Below are 19,373 nucleotides of genomic sequence, written 5' to 3'. Positions count from 1 at the left end.
GCCGAATGCGTGCCGCAGGCGGATACTGGTGGGCGCCTCGTCGGCGATCTCACGGATGCACCCGTGCCCCGACGCGGAACGGACATGCGGATCGCGCGAAGCGGCGTCGGCGTTCCGCGGAGAGGGAGAGCCGATGCGTGTGCGCGCAACCGCGGTGAGCAAGGGGCCGAAGGGCCGGGCGTTGCCACCCACCGATATCGTCCTGCGATCGGGGACTGCGGTCTTCGTGGAGACGGAGACGGCGCAGCGGCCGACGGTGCTCGGGCTCATCGTGACGGGGCGGATGAAGCCGGACGCTGGCGAGGTCACGCTCGACGGCGTCGAGGATCGGCGGGGCCTGAGGCGGTCGCTCGCCCTGGTCGACGCGCCGGACGTCAGCGAGCCGCACGGCGATGTGCGGCTCGGGGAGGTTGTCGCGGAGGAGCTCATGTTCGCGGGTTTGCCGAACGGCCCGTTCGCGGTGCGTCGCGAACTGGACCGGCTCGATGCCACGGAGCACGGGCGGACGCCGATGGCCGATGTAGCGCCGGGACTCCGCATCCGCGCACTCAGCGAACTCGCTCTGAAGCGGCCGGGCGTCGAGGGCATCGTGCTCGTGTCGCCTGACCGGCACGGCGGCGACCCCGAGGAGTGGTGGACCATCGCCTGCGAGCTCGCAGATCAGGGACCCGCCGTGCTCGTGATCGCCGGCAAGGCGGCACGCGCGGCGATCGAGGCCCAGCCTTCGGGGTGGGGGACTGGTGAAGTGATGCCGCTGCTCGCCGAGCACGCCGCGTTGGGTGAGCTCGCCGCTGGGCAAGGACAGGTCGAGCAGACCGGGGAGGACGCCCGATGAAGATCCCGCAGCTGATTCGCGCCGAGTTCGCGCGGCTCTGGGCGACGCCCATGGCCAGGCTCGCGTTCGTCGCGCTCATGTGCGTGCCGCTCCTGTACGGCGGCCTGTACCTCTGGGCCAATCAGGATCCGTACGCGCGCCTGGACCAGGTGCCGGTGGCCCTCGTCGTCGCCGACGAAGGGGTCCAACACGGGAACGAGGTGCGCTCGATCGGCGACGACGTCGCCGAAAACCTCATCGACGACGGCAGCTTCGACTGGCACCGCGTCAGTGAAGCGAATGCTGAACAGGGTGTCGAAGGCGGCGCCTACGACTTCTCGGTCACGATCCCGAAAGACTTCACGGCGGCGCTCGAGTCCTCGCAGACCGACGACCCGCACCAGGCGGAGGTGATCCTCACCACCAATGATGCGAACAGCTACTTGGCGTCCACGATCGGTGAGCAGGCGGTGAAGCAGATTCGCGAGCAGGTCGTCCGCTCCGTGAACCAGGAGGCCGCGAAGACGATGCTCGACGGGATCGCCGAGATCCGTGTCTCGCTGGTCGATGCTCGCGATGGCGCGTCGCAGTTGGCAGACGGCGCCGCGACGGCGAAGGACGGTGCGCACCAGCTCGCGGCGGGTGCCACGCAGGCCCACGACGGCGCCTCGGAACTGGCGAGTGGTCTCGGTACGCTCCGCGAGGGTACGAGCGGTCTCCCGGCGCAGACCGAGCAGCTGGCGAACGGCGCTGCCCAGGTCGCCCAGGGCAACGCAGAAGTGGCTCAACTCGGGCGCGAGGTCGCCGGGGCGAGCCAGCAGGCGACGAACCGTCTCGCCGCAGACCGGGAGGCGGTCCTGAGCGACCTCCGCGACGCGGGTGTGGACGCCGACGTGGTCGATCAGGTCGCGGATCGCCTCACCCAGGCGGGCGCGGTCGTCGGCGACGCCAACACCCGTGTGCAGGGGGCGAGCCAGCAGTTGGACACCCTCGCCTCGGGGTCCCAGCAGGTGGCCGATGGGTCCCGGACGCTCGCGAATGCCACGCCACAGCTCGCCGCCGGGATCGCGAGCGCTTCGGACGGTGCGAATCAGCTCGAATCGGGGCTCGGAGAGCTCGAGAGCGGGGCGAACACGCTCGATTCCGGGCTCGGGGAGCTGCAGCAGGGCATCGGGCAATTGCGCGACGGGCTCTCCGACGGTGTCGACCAGCTGCCCGACAGCAGTGCGGAGCTTCGCAAGGAGCAGGCCGCGAACATCGCGAATCCTGTGGATCTGCAGACGTCGAAAGTGACTTCGGCCGGTACCTACGGAGCCGGACTCGCGCCGTTCTTCGTGAGCTTGGCGGCGTGGATCGGTATCTACGCCCTGTTCCTCATCTTGAAACCGGTCTCGCGTCGCGCCATGACGGCGCTGCACGCTCCCGTGCGCGTGGCGGTCGCCGGGTGGGCGACGCCGGCGTTGCTCGGCGCCGTGCAGATGGCGGCCCTGTTCGGGATCGTGGCCGGCACGCTCGGTTTCCAAGTCGTCCACCCCTGGCCGGCCTACGGGCTCATGGCGCTCGCCTCGATCACGTTCGCGGCGATCATCCTCGCCCTGAACGTGTGGTTCGGAAGCGTGGGGCAGTTCCTCGGCCTGGTGTTGATGGTGGTTCAACTGGTGACCGCCGGAGGTACGTTCCCGTGGCAGACGCTCCCGGCTCCCCTCGCCGCGCTGCACCACTATCTGCCGATGTCGTTCGCCGTCGATGGACTGCGCCAGCTCATGTACGGGGGCGATGTCGGAGCGGCCGGACAGGATGCACTCAAGCTGCTCCTCGTGCTGGTCGCCGCGATTCTCGTGTCGATCATCGGGGTCTCGCGCACCATGCGGTCGCGTACGCTGAAGGATCTGCAGCCGAGCCTTATCGGGTAGTCGGGCGCTCCGCTCGTGCGAGGCGCTCAACCGTGCGGAGCCACTCTGTCCGCTGTTGCGGTGAGGAGGATTTTACCGGTGCGAACCGGGTGACTCGCACTGGGGCGATGCCGCAGAAGCGTAGCGTGCCGTGCGTGAGCGAGCGCAGCCGTGTGTCCGGCATGAGCGGTTGGAGTGCTCGAGGAGTGTCGGAGGTGGCGAAGACGCGCGCCGTGCGTCCACCGAGGAGGCCCTCCGGGAGGCCACGCTTCGAGTACTGGTACTCCTCGTGCGGAAGAAGCGCTCGATCGAGGAATCCCTTCAGGAGAGCGGGGGTCGACCGCCACCACACCGGCGTCGCGATGACCAGGTGTTCGGCTGCTCGGATCGCGGCGCGCGCGTCGGCCAGGTCGGGTTCGATGGGCATGCGTTGGCGATACCCGTGACGCATGTGGAGGTCGAACTGCAAGTCGCGCAGTGAGATGAGGCGTGCATCCGTCGCATGGGTCGCATAGGTGCGGGCGATGCCTGCGGTCAGGCTCTCCGGGTTGGGGTGGGCATCGATGATGAGCGAAGTGGGCATCGGTTCTCCGGTGGGTTCTTATTTGATCTTGACACTGTCAATTATCTGGGCAGTGCCAAGATAGGCGTAGAATCTGGTCTGTGTCAAGATCGGATCGCGCTTACCACAAGGGCAATCTCGACGCGGTCCTCGAAGAGGCCGCGCTGGAGTTGCTCGCGGAGGAGGGGACGGCCGCGCTCAGTCTGCGCGCTGTGGCTCGTCGGGCCGGCGTCAGTCACAACGCGCCGTATCACCACTTCGGTGATCGGCAGGGGCTCATGAAAGCCGTAGCGGCGCGGGGCCTGCGTGCCTTGCTCTCGGTCATGGTGGCCGCTCGCGACGCTGAGGCAGCTCCGAAGGCGCGTCTGCTCGCCGCGAGTTTCGCCTACGTCGATTTCGCCCGTGACCATCGTCCACTCTTCGACATCATCTTCGATCCCGAGATCTGCGACCCACGGGAGCCCAACGCCATCACGGGCCCCCTCGTGGAGGCGAATGATCGGTTTCTCGCCGAGACCGTCCTTGCCGCACTTCCGGCCGGCACCTCAGAGGGCGTAATCGACGCGACCGTGGGGGCCGTGTGGGCGGCCGTGCACGGTATGGCGGTCCTCGTGGCGGCGCACCACCTGGAGCCGGCGGTGGTGAGGCCGGGACTTGCCGCCCTGTTGGAGACGCGCTTCGTCGACTGAGGATCGGCGTCGGGCGTGGGCGCGCCTGGATTACGCGAGGGGCGCCATTCGGGTAGCGAGGATCGCGCGAGCGGTCGGCTCATCGGTGACGATGGATGAGAGGAGGCCCGAGCGGAGCGCCGCGTGGAGTGCCGGCGCTTTCGCCTCGCCCCAGGCGACGACGATGGTGGCTCCGATTCCCGCCAGACGTGCGGGGTCGAGCCCGACGAGCCTGGGATGCAGCGACGTCGGCACCAGCCGTCCTCTCGCGTCGAGGTAGTGGCCGAGGAGACGCGCGACGGCTCCACCGCGTCTCGCCTCCTCGTCGATGCCTGTCTTCACGTGGTTCTGCAGGAGGTACGGCGCGTTCGCGAGGCGATGCATCGACCCCACGCCGACGAGCGCGAGATCGGCGCGGGCGGCGAGTTCCAGTGCGGCGACCACCTCCGGGTCTCCCCGTGCGCGGAGCGCTGATGGCGCATCGGGCAGCACCATTGGTACGGAGAAGCTCCGGTGGACGCCGGCGATCCGGTCGGCGAGTGCGCGGCAGAGGGCGCTGCTGTCGGCACCGGGTCGTTCCACGTGGAACACTGCTCCGGTCATGGGCGTGACGCAGCAGGATCGCTGCTCGAGGCGGGGCATCGCCTCGACGACGGCCGCCACGGCGGCGCCGTGCGCGAGGCTGACGAGCGTGTGCGATGCCAGACGTTCCGCCACCGCGCGAGCGGCGAGCGGTCCGACGGCCGAGGGGCCGCTCGCGCCGCAGGCGACTACCGCCGCCGCGAGCCCGAACCGTTGCTTCAGGCGCGCTTCGAGTTCGAGGGTCTGCTCGAGGGGGTGCGAAATCGAGAACCGGATGATCCCGCGTTCGCGCGCTTCGGTGAGCAGACGCGAAATGGTGGCGCGAGAGTAACCGACCTCGGAGCCGATGGTCCACTGGTCGGCGCCGTCGAGGTAGTAGCGCCGGGAGACGCGCAGCAGAAGTCGCACGCGCTCGCGGGAACCGCTGAACATCTGTGCAACCTCCCGCGCCCGTGCGTCACCGTGCCGGTGAGATCGCGGTGTGCGGGCTGTGTGCCCGGTTGTGCGATCCACACCTGAACATATGTGCAAACAGTGTATTGCAAACACTGGACGAGCACGGGACACTCGAATCGAGTCGGCTCGAGGAGACGTCCGCACGTGTCGGCTCACTCCGGGTTCGGGCCCGCCACTCCCCCTCGTCGCGGCCCGAACCCGGACCTCCCGAGCCCCCTCAGGTGACGGCCGGGTCGTCCGCCAATCGCTGGAACATGAGGTGATCCTCCCAGGAGCCGGCGATCTGCAAGTACCGCGGAGCGTAGCCGTACTCGGAGAACCTGTTTCGTTCGAGCACACGACGGGATGCGGTGTTGTCGGGCATCACTTCTGCCTGAACCCGATGCAACCCGATTTCGGTGAACGCGTGGTCCACCGCGGCAGCCACAGCGAAGGTCGCGAGACCGCGCCCTCGCGAGGCTCGCGTCAGCCAGTAGCCCACGCTGCAGCTCTGGAACGGTCCGCGCACGATGCCGTTCAGGGTCACTCTGCCGACGACCCGCTCCTCATCGTTGAGCATCACGAACGGAACGACCTCGCCCCGCTCATGCTGCTCAAGCAGTGCCCTGATCTCGGCCTGCTGCCCCGGCGCGGTGAAATATGCGTCGGCCCGAATCGGTTCCCAGGGAAGGAGGAACTCCCGATCCCGAGCGAGGAGCGAGGCGAGCGTCTCGGCGTCAGCGGGCTCGATCAGGCGGATACGGGTCATGCAGTGCAGTCTGCCAGAGGCGCTGGGCTCCGCCCTAAGCGTTCGCCGTTGCGAGCTGCGCCATGGCCCGCACCGCAGCCCCGTCGGGCACGGCGCTGTGGTGCGGAGGGTCGGCGAAGAGCGCGTGCTCGGTGTGCTGCAGCAGGTTCGCGACCAAGTCGGAGACGTGCTCGCCGCCGAGACGATAGTGGATCGAAGTGCCCTCGCGCCGCGTGAGCACGAGGTTGCCGCCCTTCAGTTTGGCGAGGTGCTGCGATACGGCAGGCACGGGGCGTTCGAGCCGCTCGGCGATCTCGCCGACCGCGAGTTCTCCGCCGCTCGCGAGGAGCGCGAGAATGCCGAGGCGCGTCCGGTCCGCGAGCAATTGGAGGACACCGGCCGCGTGCTCGAGTTCTTCGGCACTCGGTTGTCGCGGTGCCGGCGGATGCTCGGCGTCCGGTCTACCCATGGTGCACCTCCGTGCGCTCGACGTTGTTCACCGGGCCGCGTGAGCAGCTGGGCCAGGATCGGAGCGCCCCGACGAGTGCCGCGGCCGCGATGATCGCGAGGACCAGAGAGATGGGCCCGATACCGATGATGGTACCGCCCCACCCTGCAAGTGGGTAGGTGATGAGCCACCACCCGTGGGCGAGGGAGAACTGCGCTGCGAACACATCGGGCAGGTCGTGGTCGGAGATGTGGTCGCGAATGACGCGGCCCATCGGCGCGAGCGTCGCAGAGTACCCGAGACCGAGCGCGAACCAGAGCACGCTCACCGCGGGAATCGCCCAACTCTCAGGGGTGAGGGCGATGAGGGGCCACAGCGCCGGTGTGATCACGATCATGAGCGTGAGGCCGGAGACCATGTAGCGGCGGACGCCGACGCGAGCGATGAGGGTGGGCATCAGCACGGCCGACGTCATGCAGCCGAGGCCGAATGCGGCGAGCACGGAGGCGGACTGGGGTTCGCTGCCGCCGAGTTCGCCGCGGACCATCGGAACGGTGAGTACCTGAATGATGGCCCCGACGGCGGCCAGCGCGAGGTGGAGCAGGAGGATCCCGCGCAGGATCGGCATGCGGAACATCATGCGGCTCCCGCGTGTGAGCTGCTGTCGGAACGGGGGGCGCTCCTCGGCGGGTGGTCGGGGCAGGGCGACCGAGAGGATGAGCGTGGCCGAGGCGGCGAAGCCGACGGCCGTGCCGAAGAACAGCGCGGATGAGGGCATCGCGAGGAGGAGGAGGCCCGCGAGCGCCGGGGAGGCGAGCGTCTCGAGGTCGTAGGCGAGTCGGGAGAGGGCGAGCGCTCCGGTGTAGGCGTTCCGATCGGTGACGACGGTGGGAATCGCGGCCTGGAACGTGGGCGTGAACAGGGCGGATGCCGCCTGCAGTACGAAGATCAGCGCGTAGGCCTGAGCGAGCCCGTCGATGAACGGGAGAGCTGCGGCGACTCCGCAGCGGAGAATGTCGGTGCCGATGAGCAAGCGGCGCGCGCCGATGCGGGCCGCAATAACCGGCGCGAGCGGACCGACGACGAGGTACGTGCACATCTTGATCGCCATGATCGTGCCCAGTACCGCGGATGCCTCGCCCCCGGCGAGGTCGAAGGCGAGGAAGCCGATCGCGATGGTGGCGAGCCCCGTGCCGACGAGTGCGACGATGTGCGCGGCGAAGAGGCGCCGGAAGGTGGGGTACCGCAGTGCGAGGAACATGCACCCAGTATTTGCGTGGTTGCGCAAATATGCAAGAGAAGCGTGAAAAGTGATACTCTGCACACGATGGGTGCGCAGACTCCGGAGGTGACGGGGCACCCGCAGGCGAATCGTCGCGCGGGGGCCGCCCCCGCCGTGCCCGGCCTGGCGCTCACCAGGGTGAGCGCGGCAGAGCAGGTGGCCGAGCTGCTCACGACGCAGATCCTCGAGGGGGTGCTGGGGGCCGGGGAACGATTGCGCGAGAGTGCGCTCGCGACGCAGCTCGGGATCTCGCGGAACTCCGTCCGCGAAGGGATCCGCCTCCTCGAGCAGAGTCGCCTCGTGCGCTACGAGATGCACCGCGGTGCGGTCGTTGCGACGCCCTCGGTGGAAGAGCTCGACGACCTCTACGTGACGCGGAAGCGGTTGGAGGGCGCCGCTGCCGCGGTGACCCCCGATGCCGAGCAGCTCGCTGCGCTGCACCGCGCGTTCGACCACTTCATCGTCGTCGCGGAGCGCGGACAGGCCCGCGAGATCGTCGCCGCCGACCTCGCTTTCCATGCGGAGATGGTCTCACTGCTCGGGAGTCGGCGGATCGACGAGTTCTACGCCGGGGTCTCGACCGAGATGGGCTACTACCTCATGCTGCTCTCCTACGTCGACCACGAGCACGAGCGCCCGTGGGAGACGCTCGTGCCGCATCACCGGGAGCTGCTCGACGCGCTCGGGAGCGGGCGCCCGGAGGTCGCGCGTGCCGCGATCGAGCAGCACCTCGACGAGAATCACGCGAGGATCCGGCAGATTCTGCTCGACGCCTGAGGTGTGGGCCCCGTCGGCTCATGTCATGCTCGAGTCTGCGCTGTTGCGAACGTCGAGCGCATGTGATCCTTCAGATGGGTCAAGGCTTCGTGCGAAGAACTTCCGCGTGCAGCCGTGTAGAGGTAGAGCACTTGAGAGACGTCCCCTGGAAGCGCCAGGGTCTCGAACTCGACATCGAGACGCCCCAAGGCGGGATGGTTGAGACGCTTCGTGCCGTGGGTGCGCTGGTGCACCTTGTGCGCTGACCACCAACGCCGGAATTCGGGACTGGCGAGCGAGAGCTCTCCGACGAGCTGTTGAGTTTCCGTGCTCTCCGGCATGTCGGCCGCGTCGAAGCGTAACGCCTCCACCGCGTTGCGCGCCTGCGTGCTCCAGTCGAGGAAGAGCGCGCGTGCCGCATCGTCGAGGAACATCCAGCGAGCGTAGTTGCGATGCTTCGCGGGCATCGAGTCGAAGTCAGCGAACAGCGCGCGGGCCAGCGGGTTCGACGCGAGAATGTCGGTTCGACGACCGAGAATCAGTGCCGGCTGAGATTCGAACGATGAGAGGAGTTGGTGCAGGCCGGGTCTCACGCGCTGCACCGTCGGCCGAGCGTCACCACTCGCGACTTCGCCGGGCTGGAGGAGTGTTCGGAGGTAGGTGCTTCCCGCGTGGTCGAGATCGAGAGCCCGGATCAGTGCATCGAGGACTTGGTGCGACGGGGTGATGTTGCGGCCCTGCTCCAACCGGGTGTAGTAATCCGTGGATACGCCCGCCAGCAACGCCACTTCCTCGCGCCGAAGTCCGGGAACCCGACGGATTCGACTGTCGGGGAGCAGGCCCGCAGTATCGGGGCTTCGTCTTGCGCGGGCGCGGCGAAGAAACTCGCCCAGCTCCCGATGCCGATCGCTCATGCGAACCATTCTCTCGCGCTTCAGGGCCGGGTGGAACCCGCCCGCTCGCTGGTTGTTGGCGTGCATATCGACGCGCCAACAACCAGCGAATATTTAACGCGCGTAGTCCGTGGTGTGCGCGAGTTCACGTGCGGCGAGAACCTCGGCTTTGAGCGCATCTGCTTTGCTCTCGGCCAAGCTGGAGGAGTCTGAACCGAGTTGCTGACGCAGCGGCCCGCCCGCTCCATGAGCGATGGTGACGAGTGCGGCAGCAGCGCGGTCAGGATCCCCTGGCTGTGTTCCGGGCATCGCCTGGTGCGTGACGATCATCTCCCGAATGCCCGGGTACGCGTCGAAGGCGCTGGAGGTGAGCGCGAGTGAATCATCGGTCAGGAACGAGGTGTTGAAGTAGCCGGGTTCGACGATCGTGACGTCGATGCCGAAATCGACGACCTCTGCGGCCAAGGACTCCGACAATCCTTCGATGGCGAACTTCGCTGCGCTGTAGAGGCCCCATCCCGGGAACGCCACGAGTCCGACGATCGAGGAGATGTTCACGATGTGGCCACTCCGTGCGGCACGCATGTGCGGCAGGACCGATCGGATCACATTCCAGGTGCCGATCAGCTGCACGTCGAACATCGTGCGAATGTCCTCGTTGCTCGTCTCCTCTACGGCGCCCAGGATGCCGTAACCAGCATTGTTGACCACGACGTCGATATGACCGAAACGATCGTATGCCTTTGCGACCGCTGCGCTCACCTGTTCCTCATCTGTGAGTGGCGCTTCAAAGCACAGCAGGTGCGTCGTGTCAGTGTCGCCGAGACCGGCGAGAAGCCGGTCGGAGGAACGCGTGGTTGCCGCAACGTAATCACCGCGGCCGAGCAGATGCGTGATGAGTGCCATGCCGAGTCCGCGGGAAGCCCCGGTGACGAACCATACGGCAGGACGGTCAGTGGGATAGGTCATGAATTCCTCCAAGCTGTTGGAATTCCATCCTCATCCGCTTCGAACTCCCCGCGCGCTCGACCTCTGGCCCCGCTGCGCCTAGGACTCTGAGACCCATGATGATTGCCACGCGCACTCGACGGGCATAATATAAATGGCAGCATCGGCGAGGTCGGTGCCGCTCACGCGCGAGAGCCGACGTGCGGAGCGCTCCCCATCAGAAGGATGAAGATGTCCATCGAACCGTCGCCCCGCGCGCTCGCGCACACCCTCCGAGCCAGGCATTTGTCGATGATCGCGCTGGGCGGGGTGATCGGAGCGGGGCTGCTCGTGGCCTCCAGCGGAGCGATCGTGTCCGCCGGGCCCGCCGTCGTGCTCGCCTATGCCGGAGGCGGGCTCCTCGTCGTACTGGTCATGCGGATGCTCGGTGAAATGGCCTCGGTGTCGCCGGAGACCGGATCCTTCTCGAGCTACGCGAGTCGCTTCATCGGACACTGGGCCGGCACGGCGGTCGGGTGGCTGTACTGGTGGTTCTGGAGCGTGGCGGTCGGCATCGAGGCCACCGCGGCGGCCGTGATCATCTCGGAATGGGTACCCGCGCTGCCTCAGTGGGTGTGTGCGCTCGCGCTCACCGTGCTCTTCCTCGTCATCAACCTCGTCTCCGTCGGATCGTTCGGAGAGTTCGAGTTCTGGTTCTCATCGATCAAGGTGGGCACGATCGTGGCGTTCCTCATCGTCGGGGTGCTGCTGATCGCCGGGGTCATCCCCAATGGAACCGCGTCGCTCGGCAATCTCGTCGGCGAGGGTGCCGGGGGATTCATGCCGCACGGCATCGGTGGCGTGCTCGCCGCCTTCCTGCCCGTCGTGTTCTCCATGTTCGGTGCCGAGGTCGCGACGATCGCCGCGGGCGAGTCGATGCATCCCCGCGATGCCGTGCGGAAGGCCGTGAACTCGGTCGTCGCGCGGATCCTGCTGTTCTACATCGGCTCGATGCTCGTCGTCGTGACGGTGCTGCCGTGGGATCGGATCCAAGCTGGGGTGAGCCCCTTCGTCTCGGTACTCGACGCCGCAGGATTCGCGTGGGCCGGGACCGCCATGAACGTCATCGTGGTGACCGCGCTCCTCTCGACGCTGAACGCCGCCCTCTACAGCTCCTCTCGCATGGTGTTCTCCCTCGCGCAGCGCGGCGGGGCGCCCCGGAGCATGACCCGGGTGTCGCGGCGGGGTGCCCCGTCCGCGGCGATCCTCTTCTCAGCCGTGATCGGACTCGTCTGCGTCGTCCTGAACTACACCGCCCCCGACGCGGTCTTCTCGTTCCTCGTGAACTCCACGGGTGGACTGGTGATCGTGATCTGGGCCGTCATCGCCGTCTCCCAGCTGCGCAGCCGGAGGATCCTCGCCGGGCAGGGGATCGACGCCGCGGCTCAGGAAGGGGTGAGCCGCATGTGGGGATTCCCAGTGCTCAACTGGGTCGTGATCGCCGCGCTCGCCGGACTGCTCATCTCCATGTTCTTCGCCGGAGGGCAGCGACTCGTCGAGGTGACGACGAGCGCGATCGTCACCGCGCTCGCCGTCACCGTCGGTCTCGTACTGCAGCGACGCCGGGCAGTCCCGGATCAGCTCGTCGAGGAGCGCCGCGCCAGGTTGTAGAACCGGATCTCCTGGTACTCCTCGAGTCCCTCGGAACTGCCCTCGCGTCCGAGCCCCGAGGCCTTCGTCCCGCCGAAGGGCGCCGCGACGTTCGACACGATCCCCTGGTTGATGCCGACCATGCCGGCGTCGAGGCGGTCGGCGACGTCGAAGGCACGGTCGATGTTCTCGCTGAACACGTAGCTCGCGAGCCCGAACGGGGTCGAGTTCGCGCGGGCGATCCCGTCCTCCTCGTCGGAGAAGCGGGCGATCGACGCGATCGGTCCGAAAATCTCGGTCTGTGCGATCTCGGCGCTCTCGGGCACGCGGTCGAGCACCGTCGCCTCGAAGAAGTGCCCGGCGCCATCGGGGGCCGAACCGCCGAGTCGCAGGTCGGCGCCCTGGGCGACGGCGTCCTCGACGAGACGGGTGAACCCGTTCACGGCGCGGTCGTCGATCACCGGCCCGAGGGTCACGCCCTCGGCGAGTCCGTTGCCGAGCACCGCGGCGCGCATGCGCTCGGTGAAGCCCTCGACGAAGGCGTCGGCGATGCCGTCCTGCACGAGGATGCGGTTAGCCGCCACGCAGGACTGGCCGCCGTTCCGCAGCTTCGCGACGACGGCACCCTCGACGGCGCGCTCGAGATCGGCGTCGTCGAAGACGAGGAGCGGGGCATTGCCACCGAGCTCCATGGAGCTCTTGATGACGTGCTTCGCCGCCTGCCCGAGCAGCACGCTGCCGACGCCGGTCGACCCGGTGAACGACACCTTGCGCACTCGAGAGTCTGCCATCAGCGCTTCACTGAACGCACCGGCGCGCGTCGTCGTCACGACCTGCACGAGCTCCTCGGGCACTCCGGCCTCGACGAAGATCTCGGCCACGACGAGCGTGGTGAGCGGCGTGAGTGCCGCGGGTTTCACGACCGACCCGCAGCCCACGGCGATGGCGGGCGCGATTTTGCGGGTCGCCATTGCCATCGGGAAGTTCCACGGCGTGATGAGGAGCGCCGTGCCGATCGGTCCACGCGAGGTCAGGATCGTCGACCCTCCCACGGGGTTCTCGCGGTAGTTGCCCGCCGGGCGCAGTGCCTCCTCGGCGTACCAGCGGACGTAGTCGGCGGCGTACTGCACCTCGCCCAGGGCTTCGGCGAGCGGTTTGCCCATCTCGCGGGTGATGACGGCGGCCAGGCGATCCCGCTGCTCGATGAGCAGGCCGTAGGCGCGGTGGAGCACGTCGGAGCGGTGACGCGCCGTCGTCCTGGCCCACGCGGCGCCGGCGCGGTCGGCGCGCTCGAGGGCGATGAGCGCGTCGTCGGTCGAGTGGTCCGGTGGTGTGGCGATGACCCGCTCGGTGGCTGGGTCGCGCACCTCGAAGGTGTCGGTGGTGCCGAGACCGAGTCGGTCGAGCGTCACGCTCGCAAGTGCCTCGTCGGTGCGGCGGAGGAGATCCTGATCGATCGACTGCTCGTTCATCGTGCCACCGCCAGTTCCGGTGCGGGCGCACCGCTCGTAACGTCCAATGCATGGCCGACCGCCGCGACGATCCCCCTGACCTCTGCGTCAGTGCTGGTGAACGGCGGACTGATCTGCACCACGTTCCCGCGCAGAGGGCGCGCGATCCATCCCTGCTCGACCATGGCGTCGGTGACGCGCTCGGCGGAGTGCTCGGGCCGGAGCTCGATGCCGCCGAGGAAGCCCGCGACCCGGGTCGCGGCCACGCGCGGATCTGCGGCGATGCCAGCGAGCTCGTGCGCGAGGACGCCCTCCAGAGTGCGGACGCGCCCGAGGAGCCCGTCGCGCTCGATGATCTCGAGGTTCTTCAGCGCGAGTGCGGCGGAAGTGGCGTGACCCGAGTAGGTGGTGCCGTGGCGGTACATCGGGGCGTCGTCAGCGTAGAACGGCTCCCAGACCTCGGGGGCCACGATGATGCCGCCGACCGCCGAGTAGCCCGACGAGATGCCCTTCGCCATCGTGATGATGTCGGGTCGGATCCCGTAGCGCTCCGAGGCGAACCAGGCGCCCGTGCGCCCGAAGCCGGTGATGACCTCGTCGGCGATGAAGAGGATGTCGTGCTCGTCCGCGATGCGCTGCAGCCCCTCGAGATACCCGGGAGTCGGCGGAATCACTCCGCCGGTCCCCTGAATGGGCTCGGCGATGATCGCGGCGATGCGGTCGGGCCCGATCTCGGCGACCTGCGCGCGGACTCGGTCGATGTCTGCAGTGTCGATGCGCGCCGTCTCGGGGACGAGCGAATCCGTGCCGTAGCCTTCGCGGTTGAAGTCGAGGCCGGCGACGCTCGTGCCGTACGCGTGCAGGCCGTGGTAGGCGAGGTCTCGGCTCAGGACGATCGTCTTCTCGTGCCGACCGCGCAGCTGCCAGTAGCGCCTGGCGAGCTTCAGGGCGACATCGATGGAGTCGGATCCGCCGCTGTTGAGGATCACCTTGGCGTCGTCGATCGGTGCGAGGTCGCTGACGCGTTCCGCGAGTTCGACTGCGCGGTCGTTCAGGTACCTCCCGAAGACGTGGTACGTCTCGAGCGTGCGCATCTGCTCGGCTGCGACCTCGGCCATCTCGGCTCTGCCGTGACCGATATTCGCGTGCCACAGTCCTGCGGTGCCATCGAAGAGCCGTTGTCCCTCGCTGGTGAAGACGTAGTTCCCCTCGCCGCGAGTGATGACGAGCTGGCGTCCGAGCACTGAGGGCATGTGGGCTTGGGCGCTCCAGAGTGCGGGTCCGGTGCGGGCGGGTGCGGTCACGATGATCAGATCTCCTTCGGTCCGAGAGGCCGGAAATCGGCCAGTGCGTCTGATTGTAGGGCAATGCTATGATCTGCGATAGAGCCAGGTCGGTGCGGACCCCGCGACGGCCTCGGCGCACACGGATAACTGCGATGAAGGAGGACGGATGCGCACGCATGCCGTATCAGTGCTGGCCGGCGACGGAATCGGTCCGGAGGTGATGCCCGAGGCGATGGCGGTGCTCGACGATGCCGTCGCGCCGCACGGTATCCGGTTCGAATGGCGCGAACACCCGTGGGGGAGCGACTACTACCGTCGCCACGGCCGGATGATGCCGACGGACGCCATCGAGACGATGGCGGAAACCGACGCCGTCTTTCTCGGGGCGGTCGGCGACCCGGCGGTCTCGGATGTCGAGACGCTCTGGGGCATGCTCATTCCGATCAGGCGCGAGTTCGATCAGTACGTGAATCTCCGCCCGGTGCGCTCGTTCCGCGGGATCGCCTCCTCGCTGGCCGGCGATCCGGAGATCGACCTCGTGATCGTGCGCGAGAACGTCGAGGGAGAGTACTCGGAGGTCGGCGGACGGGCGTACCGAGGCACCCCGTACGAGGCCGCCTACCAGCAGGCCCTGTTCACTCGGTTCGGCGTCGAGCGCGTCGCGCGATTCGCCGTCGAGCGCGCACGCGAACGGAGCGGGCGGATCGTCTCGGCGACGAAGTCGAACGGCATCATCCACACCATGCCTTTCTGGGACGAGGTCGTCGCCGAAGTGGTGGCGCACGCCGACGCGAACCTGCAGCTCGAATCGGTTCTCATCGACGCGCTCGCCGCGCGCATGGTGCGCTCGCCGCAAAGCCTCGACGTCATCGTCGCCTCAAACCTCTTCGGGGACATTCTCTCCGACCTCGCGGCCGGGGCTGTGGGGTCGATCGGGATCGCGCCGAGTGCGAACCTCAACCCCGAGCGGAGGTACCCCTCCATGTTCGAACCGGTGCACGGGTCTGCTCCGGACATTGCCGGCCGGGGCGTCGCAAACCCGATCGGTCAGATCTGGGCCGGCGCCATGATGCTGCGGCATTTCGGTTATTGCGAGATCGCCGAGCAGGTGGAGTCGGCGTTCACCGGGGTGATCGAAGCTGGGATCGTGACCCCTGACCTCGGGGGATCGTCCACGACCGTCGAGGTGGGTTCGGCCGTGCGTGCACGGCTGGCCGATCAGGGTGGAGCGAGCTGAGGTGCATGTTACGAAAGCGAGTCTCGTCCATTTCGTAATTGTTGGATTGTTGACAATCCTCATAGAACGTGTTTATTCTCGCTTCAACACGAGCACCGCAGCCGTGGGTTCACGAATTTTCCGGGAGGGCGCATGCACAGCCTCGAGGTGACGGATCTGAAGATCTCGATCGGAGGCCGCACGATCGTGAACGGCATCTCGTTCGCCGTCGGCCAGGGCCAGCGGGTCTGCCTGCTCGGTCAGTCGGGTTCGGGGAAGTCGCTCACCGCAGCCGCCGTACTCGGCCGCCTCCCCGCCAACGCCGTGACGGAGGGCAGTATCAAGATCAACGGCGTCGAGGTGCTCGGGCGTCCGGCGTCGAAGCGCCCGGACGAGGCCCGGGTGGCCATGGTCTTCCAGGACTCCGCCGTCGCACTGAACCCGCTCGTCCGCATTCGCGAGCAGCTCGTCGAACCGCTGCGGCGGCATCGAGGACTGTCGCGTCAGGACGCCCTCGCCGCCGCCGTGGAGCTGGCCGACTCCGTCGGGCTGCCCGACCCCGAGCACCTCATCAGTCGGTTCTCCGCAGAGCTCTCCGGCGGCCAGCGTCAGCGCGTCTGCATCGCACTCGCGCTCGCCTGCAACACCCGCCTCATGGTCGCGGACGAACCGACGACGGCGCTCGACGTCGTCACGCAGGCCAAGGTGCTGAACGTGCTGAAGCGCTACACGGCAGGTCAGAACACGCCCGCGCTGCTCTTCATCACCCACGACTTCGCCGTCGCATCGGAACTGTGCAGCGACTCCGTCGTGCTCAAGGACGGAGAGATCGTCGAGCAGGGGCAGATCCACTCGATCTTCGCGAACCCCGAGAAGCCGTACACGCGCGAGCTCATCCGGGCGGCGCGGTCCGCGACGATCGAACCCTACATCGAACGGTTTCGCGCCGAGTGCGCGGCAGGGACGCCGTGCGCTCCCGAGCCGCGGAAGGCGTTCTACGACATCGGCGAGGTCAGCCGGGAGTACCGGATGCCGAGGAAGCGCCTGTTCGCGCCCCGTGAGATGAAACCGGCGCTGCACCCGACGAGTCTCACCATCGGCGCTGGAGAGCGCGTCGGCATCGTCGGGGTGAGCGGTTCAGGAAAGACGACGCTCCTGCGGCTCATGCTCGCGCTCGAGGAGACGGACACCGGTGCCGTGACCTGCCAGGGCAAGACGGTGCACCCCGCCGATGTGCGTCACCTCCGGTGGTACCGGCGTCGCGTGCAGTACGTCCCGCAGGATCCTGCGAGCACGCTCGACCCGCTGATGACGGTGCAGGCGCTGGTCAGGGAACCGCTCGTTCGGCTCAACGTCGCGGGCGACCATGACGCCATGGTGCACGAGGCCCTCGACTCGGTGGGACTCGACCAGAAGTTCCTCAAGCGGCGGGCAAACGAGCTCTCAGGTGGGCAGGCTCAGCGCCTCGCCATCGCACGGGCGATCGCGACGCGACCCGACTTCCTGCTGGCAGACGAACCCGTCAGCGGCCTCGATCTCCCGATGCGCGAGTCGATCGTCCGGCTCATGCGCAGCGTCTCCGAAGAGCGCGGCACCGGCATTGCCGTCGTCTCGCACGACCTGGCGATGGTCGCGAGCCTGTGCGAGCGCACCATCGTCATGCACGCGGGCGAAGTGGTCGAGGATCGGCCAACCGCAGAACTCCTCTCGGAGCCGCGGCACCCGCGTACCCGGGAGCTGCGGGACGCGATCCCGACCCTGCATGTTCTCCCTGCAGACCTCACCACCGAAAGGAGGACGGCATGACGCTCTCGACCCAGGCCGTCCCGGCCATGCGGCGCGCGCAGCGCCGCACCTCCCTCTCCAGTACTTCGCGGGCCGCCATCATCTCGACGGTGTCGCGCATCGTCACGATCCTCGGCGTGATCTTCCTCCTCGGCATCCTGCCGATCCTCTCGGGCCGCGATATCGCGATGTCGGTCTTCCGGTCGCGCTACGCCGAGGGCGAGGCCTCGCCCGAGGCGCTCGAGTCCATCCGGGATGAACTCGGACTCGACGGAGGCGCGCTGGGCGCGTTCTTCGCCTGGCTCGGCAACGCCGTGCAGGGTGACTTCGGCGTCTCATGGGCGACGCGGAAGCCGGTACTGCCCGATATGCTCTCCGCACTCGGCGCCTCGCTCACGCTCATGATCGCCGCCCTCGTGGTGGCGCTCATCCTCGGATCCCTGCTCACCATCCCCACGTTCCGCCGTGGCCTGAACGGACGCTCCGACCGCACCGGCGGCGGTCTCGCGGCCGCCTTCACCGCGCTCCCCGAGTTCCTGCTCGCGTCGGTGCTGCTCGTCGTCTTCGCCGTCTGGCTCGGGTGGTTCCCGCCGTTCGGATGGCGGGGCGTGCACTACCTTGTACTCCCGGCGCTCTCCATGGGTCTGCCCGCCGGCGGCTTCCTCGGCCGCCTGATGTCCGACGCGCTCGCGAGTACCTTCAGCGAGCGCTGGGTCGCCACCTGGCAGGTCGCCGGCTACTCGCGGACCCGCATCGTCTTCGCGGCGATCCGGCGCACGCTTCCGGGCGTCACCGCTCCCATGTCCCTGATCCTCGTCGGCATCACGGCAGGCGCCGTAGTCGTCGAGCAGGTGTACGCGATTCCCGGCATCGGCCGAGCCACGCTCGCCGCAGCACAGTCCCAGGATCTCCCGAGCCTGCAGGCCGGAGTGATCCTCCTCATGCTCCTGGCCGTGGTACTCGGAATCTTTGCCACCGGAGTGCGGCGCATTCTCCTCGGCCCGGCGCTCCGCTCGAACTCGCTCCCGGCCGCAGTGCCGAAGACGCCCAGCTCGAAGTGGGCGCTGGTGCTGCCTGCCGCGATGCTGCTCATCCTCGTCGTCATGTTGCTCTCTGGTCTGCCGCGCGATCCGTTCTCGCTCGATTACACCCGTCTGCAGCCGCCGAGCTGGGAGGTGCCGCTCGGCACCGATGCCAACGGTCGCGACGTGCTGGCCCGTATTTCGCACGGTGCAATGTCGACCATCGGATTGGGTGCGATCGTGGCCGCGATCTGCCTGGCGATCGGTCTCTTCATCGGCATGTTCCCGAACCTCGGCGCCGGCCCTATCGAGGTCACCAACGCCGCGCCGCCGATCATCGCCGGACTCATCGTGGCTGCCGTCCTGGGGCCCTCGTCGTTCGGCGCGGCACTCGCGGTCACGGTCGTCAGTTGGGCGCCCCTCGCCGCACACACGGCGGCTCTCGTCTCCGAGGTGAAAGCGCAACCCCACGTGAAGATCGCCCCGGTGCTCGGTGTCGGCAACGTTCGACTCATGCTCCGCTACGTGCTGCCGAGCGTCGTCGGTCCCGTCTTCCGGCACGCCTGTCTTCGTCTCCCTGGCATCTGCCTGGCCCTGGCCGCGCTCGGATTCCTGGGACTCGGGCCGCAGCCACCCCAACCGGACTGGGGCTTGGTGCTCGCCGAGGGCCTCCCCTATGTCGAACGGGCGCCTCTGGTAGTGCTCGTACCGGCCGGTGCGCTGGTGATCCTCTCGATCTTCGCCGTATCGCTGTCGAGCTTGAGCTTCGACTTTCGGAACAACCGCACCCGCCTCGGGCGCCGCCGGAACCGTCTCGCCGGCACCGGCGACCCCACGACGTCGACCCTGCAGACCGTTGCGGCGGTCGATCCCGAAGCGGTGGGCCGCTGATCACTTCCGGTCCTCCATCGCGCACACTTCCCCCCAACGTTTCACTCTCCCGCTCACCCCTCCCC

At 68.0% G+C, this 19,373-nt stretch carries 17 protein-coding genes; 8 read left to right on the top strand and 9 right to left on the bottom strand.

Annotation, left to right across the window (positions count from 1 at the left end; translation table 11 throughout):
* Positions 1-133: 133 nt before the first annotated feature.
* Positions 134-835 carry a hypothetical protein gene (locus K8P10_RS14955; protein WP_224779675.1) on the top strand — a complete coding sequence of 234 codons (702 nt, stop codon included), beginning with the start codon at positions 134-136 and terminating at the stop codon, positions 833-835.
* Positions 832-2,727 carry a YhgE/Pip family protein gene (locus K8P10_RS14950; RefSeq protein ID WP_224779674.1) on the top strand — a complete coding sequence of 632 codons (1,896 nt, stop codon included), beginning with the start codon at positions 832-834 and terminating at the stop codon, positions 2,725-2,727. The genes K8P10_RS14955 and K8P10_RS14950 overlap by 4 nt, the downstream gene beginning before the upstream one ends.
* Here the strand turns inward: K8P10_RS14950 and K8P10_RS14945 are convergent.
* Positions 2,717-3,289: an NAD(P)H-dependent oxidoreductase gene (locus K8P10_RS14945; protein ID WP_224779673.1), complete on the bottom strand. Its 573-nt coding sequence runs from the start codon at positions 3,287-3,289 to the stop codon at positions 2,717-2,719. The genes K8P10_RS14950 and K8P10_RS14945 overlap by 11 nt on opposite strands.
* Positions 3,290-3,369: 80 nt before the next feature.
* Between K8P10_RS14945 and K8P10_RS14940 the strand changes: the two genes are divergently transcribed.
* Positions 3,370-3,957, top strand: coding sequence for a TetR/AcrR family transcriptional regulator (locus K8P10_RS14940; protein WP_224779672.1), 588 nt, complete (start codon positions 3,370-3,372; stop codon positions 3,955-3,957).
* Positions 3,958-3,987: 30 nt separating this feature from the next.
* Here K8P10_RS14940 and K8P10_RS14935 read toward each other — a convergent pair whose 3' ends face one another.
* The 4 genes from K8P10_RS14935 to K8P10_RS14920 all read right to left on the bottom strand — a co-directional run bounded on the left by K8P10_RS14935 (position 3,988) and on the right by K8P10_RS14920 (position 7,410).
* A complete protein-coding gene (locus tag K8P10_RS14935; protein WP_224779671.1) occupies positions 3,988-4,950 on the bottom strand; it encodes a sugar-binding transcriptional regulator in 963 nt (320 codons plus the stop codon).
* 241 nt (positions 4,951-5,191) lie between these two features.
* Complete coding sequence (locus K8P10_RS14930) at positions 5,192-5,722, bottom strand: GNAT family N-acetyltransferase (RefSeq protein ID WP_224779670.1); 531 nt, start codon at positions 5,720-5,722, stop codon at positions 5,192-5,194.
* 34 nt (positions 5,723-5,756) lie between these two features.
* A complete protein-coding gene (locus K8P10_RS14925; protein WP_224779669.1) occupies positions 5,757-6,170 on the bottom strand; it encodes a metalloregulator ArsR/SmtB family transcription factor in 414 nt (137 codons plus the stop codon).
* Positions 6,163-7,410 carry an MFS transporter gene (locus tag K8P10_RS14920; protein ID WP_224779668.1) on the bottom strand — a complete coding sequence of 416 codons (1,248 nt, stop codon included), beginning with the start codon at positions 7,408-7,410 and terminating at the stop codon, positions 6,163-6,165. The genes K8P10_RS14925 and K8P10_RS14920 overlap by 8 nt, the downstream gene beginning before the upstream one ends.
* Positions 7,411-7,476: 66 nt before the next feature.
* Here K8P10_RS14920 and K8P10_RS14915 point away from each other — a divergent pair, with 66 nt between their 5' ends.
* Positions 7,477-8,208: a GntR family transcriptional regulator gene (locus tag K8P10_RS14915; protein ID WP_224779667.1), complete on the top strand. Its 732-nt coding sequence runs from the start codon at positions 7,477-7,479 to the stop codon at positions 8,206-8,208.
* Between the two features lie 23 nt (positions 8,209-8,231).
* On the opposite strand, the gene K8P10_RS14910 is transcribed toward K8P10_RS14915, so the two are convergent.
* Both K8P10_RS14910 and K8P10_RS14905 read right to left on the bottom strand, forming a co-directional pair.
* Complete coding sequence (locus tag K8P10_RS14910) at positions 8,232-9,101, bottom strand: helix-turn-helix domain-containing protein (protein WP_224779666.1); 870 nt, start codon at positions 9,099-9,101, stop codon at positions 8,232-8,234.
* 93 nt (positions 9,102-9,194) lie between these two features.
* Positions 9,195-10,049 (bottom strand): SDR family oxidoreductase, encoded by an 855-nt coding sequence (locus tag K8P10_RS14905; protein WP_224779665.1) that lies wholly within the window; start codon positions 10,047-10,049, stop codon positions 9,195-9,197.
* Positions 10,050-10,259: 210 nt separating this feature from the next.
* On the opposite strand from K8P10_RS14905, the gene K8P10_RS14900 reads away from it, so the two are divergent.
* Positions 10,260-11,678 carry an amino acid permease gene (locus tag K8P10_RS14900; RefSeq protein ID WP_224779664.1) on the top strand — a complete coding sequence of 473 codons (1,419 nt, stop codon included), beginning with the start codon at positions 10,260-10,262 and terminating at the stop codon, positions 11,676-11,678.
* Here the strand turns inward: K8P10_RS14900 and K8P10_RS14895 are convergent.
* Both K8P10_RS14895 and K8P10_RS14890 read right to left on the bottom strand, forming a co-directional pair.
* Positions 11,645-13,129 carry an NAD-dependent succinate-semialdehyde dehydrogenase gene (locus tag K8P10_RS14895; protein ID WP_224779663.1) on the bottom strand — a complete coding sequence of 495 codons (1,485 nt, stop codon included), beginning with the start codon at positions 13,127-13,129 and terminating at the stop codon, positions 11,645-11,647. The genes K8P10_RS14900 and K8P10_RS14895 overlap by 34 nt on opposite strands.
* Complete coding sequence (locus K8P10_RS14890; protein ID WP_224779662.1) at positions 13,126-14,412, bottom strand: aspartate aminotransferase family protein; 1,287 nt, start codon at positions 14,410-14,412, stop codon at positions 13,126-13,128. The genes K8P10_RS14895 and K8P10_RS14890 overlap by 4 nt, the downstream gene beginning before the upstream one ends.
* Before the next feature lie 148 nt (positions 14,413-14,560).
* On the opposite strand from K8P10_RS14890, the gene K8P10_RS14885 reads away from it, so the two are divergent.
* From K8P10_RS14885 to K8P10_RS14875, 3 genes are all read left to right on the top strand, one after another.
* On the top strand, positions 14,561-15,631 hold the full coding sequence (locus K8P10_RS14885) for an isocitrate/isopropylmalate dehydrogenase family protein (RefSeq protein ID WP_224779661.1): 1,071 nt from the start codon (positions 14,561-14,563) through the stop codon (positions 15,629-15,631).
* 132 nt (positions 15,632-15,763) lie between these two features.
* A complete protein-coding gene (locus tag K8P10_RS14880; protein WP_224779660.1) occupies positions 15,764-17,416 on the top strand; it encodes an ABC transporter ATP-binding protein in 1,653 nt (550 codons plus the stop codon).
* Positions 17,413-19,308, top strand: a complete 1,896-nt coding sequence (locus K8P10_RS14875) for an ABC transporter permease subunit (protein WP_224779659.1) — start codon at positions 17,413-17,415, stop codon at positions 19,306-19,308. The genes K8P10_RS14880 and K8P10_RS14875 overlap by 4 nt, the downstream gene beginning before the upstream one ends.
* Positions 19,309-19,373: the final 65 nt, after the last annotated feature.

Origin of the sequence: Leucobacter sp. Psy1, from assembly GCF_020096995.1 — a bacterium.
Taxonomy (GTDB): domain Bacteria; phylum Actinomycetota; class Actinomycetes; order Actinomycetales; family Microbacteriaceae; genus Leucobacter.
This window is presented reverse-complemented; position numbering and strand designations above follow the sequence as displayed.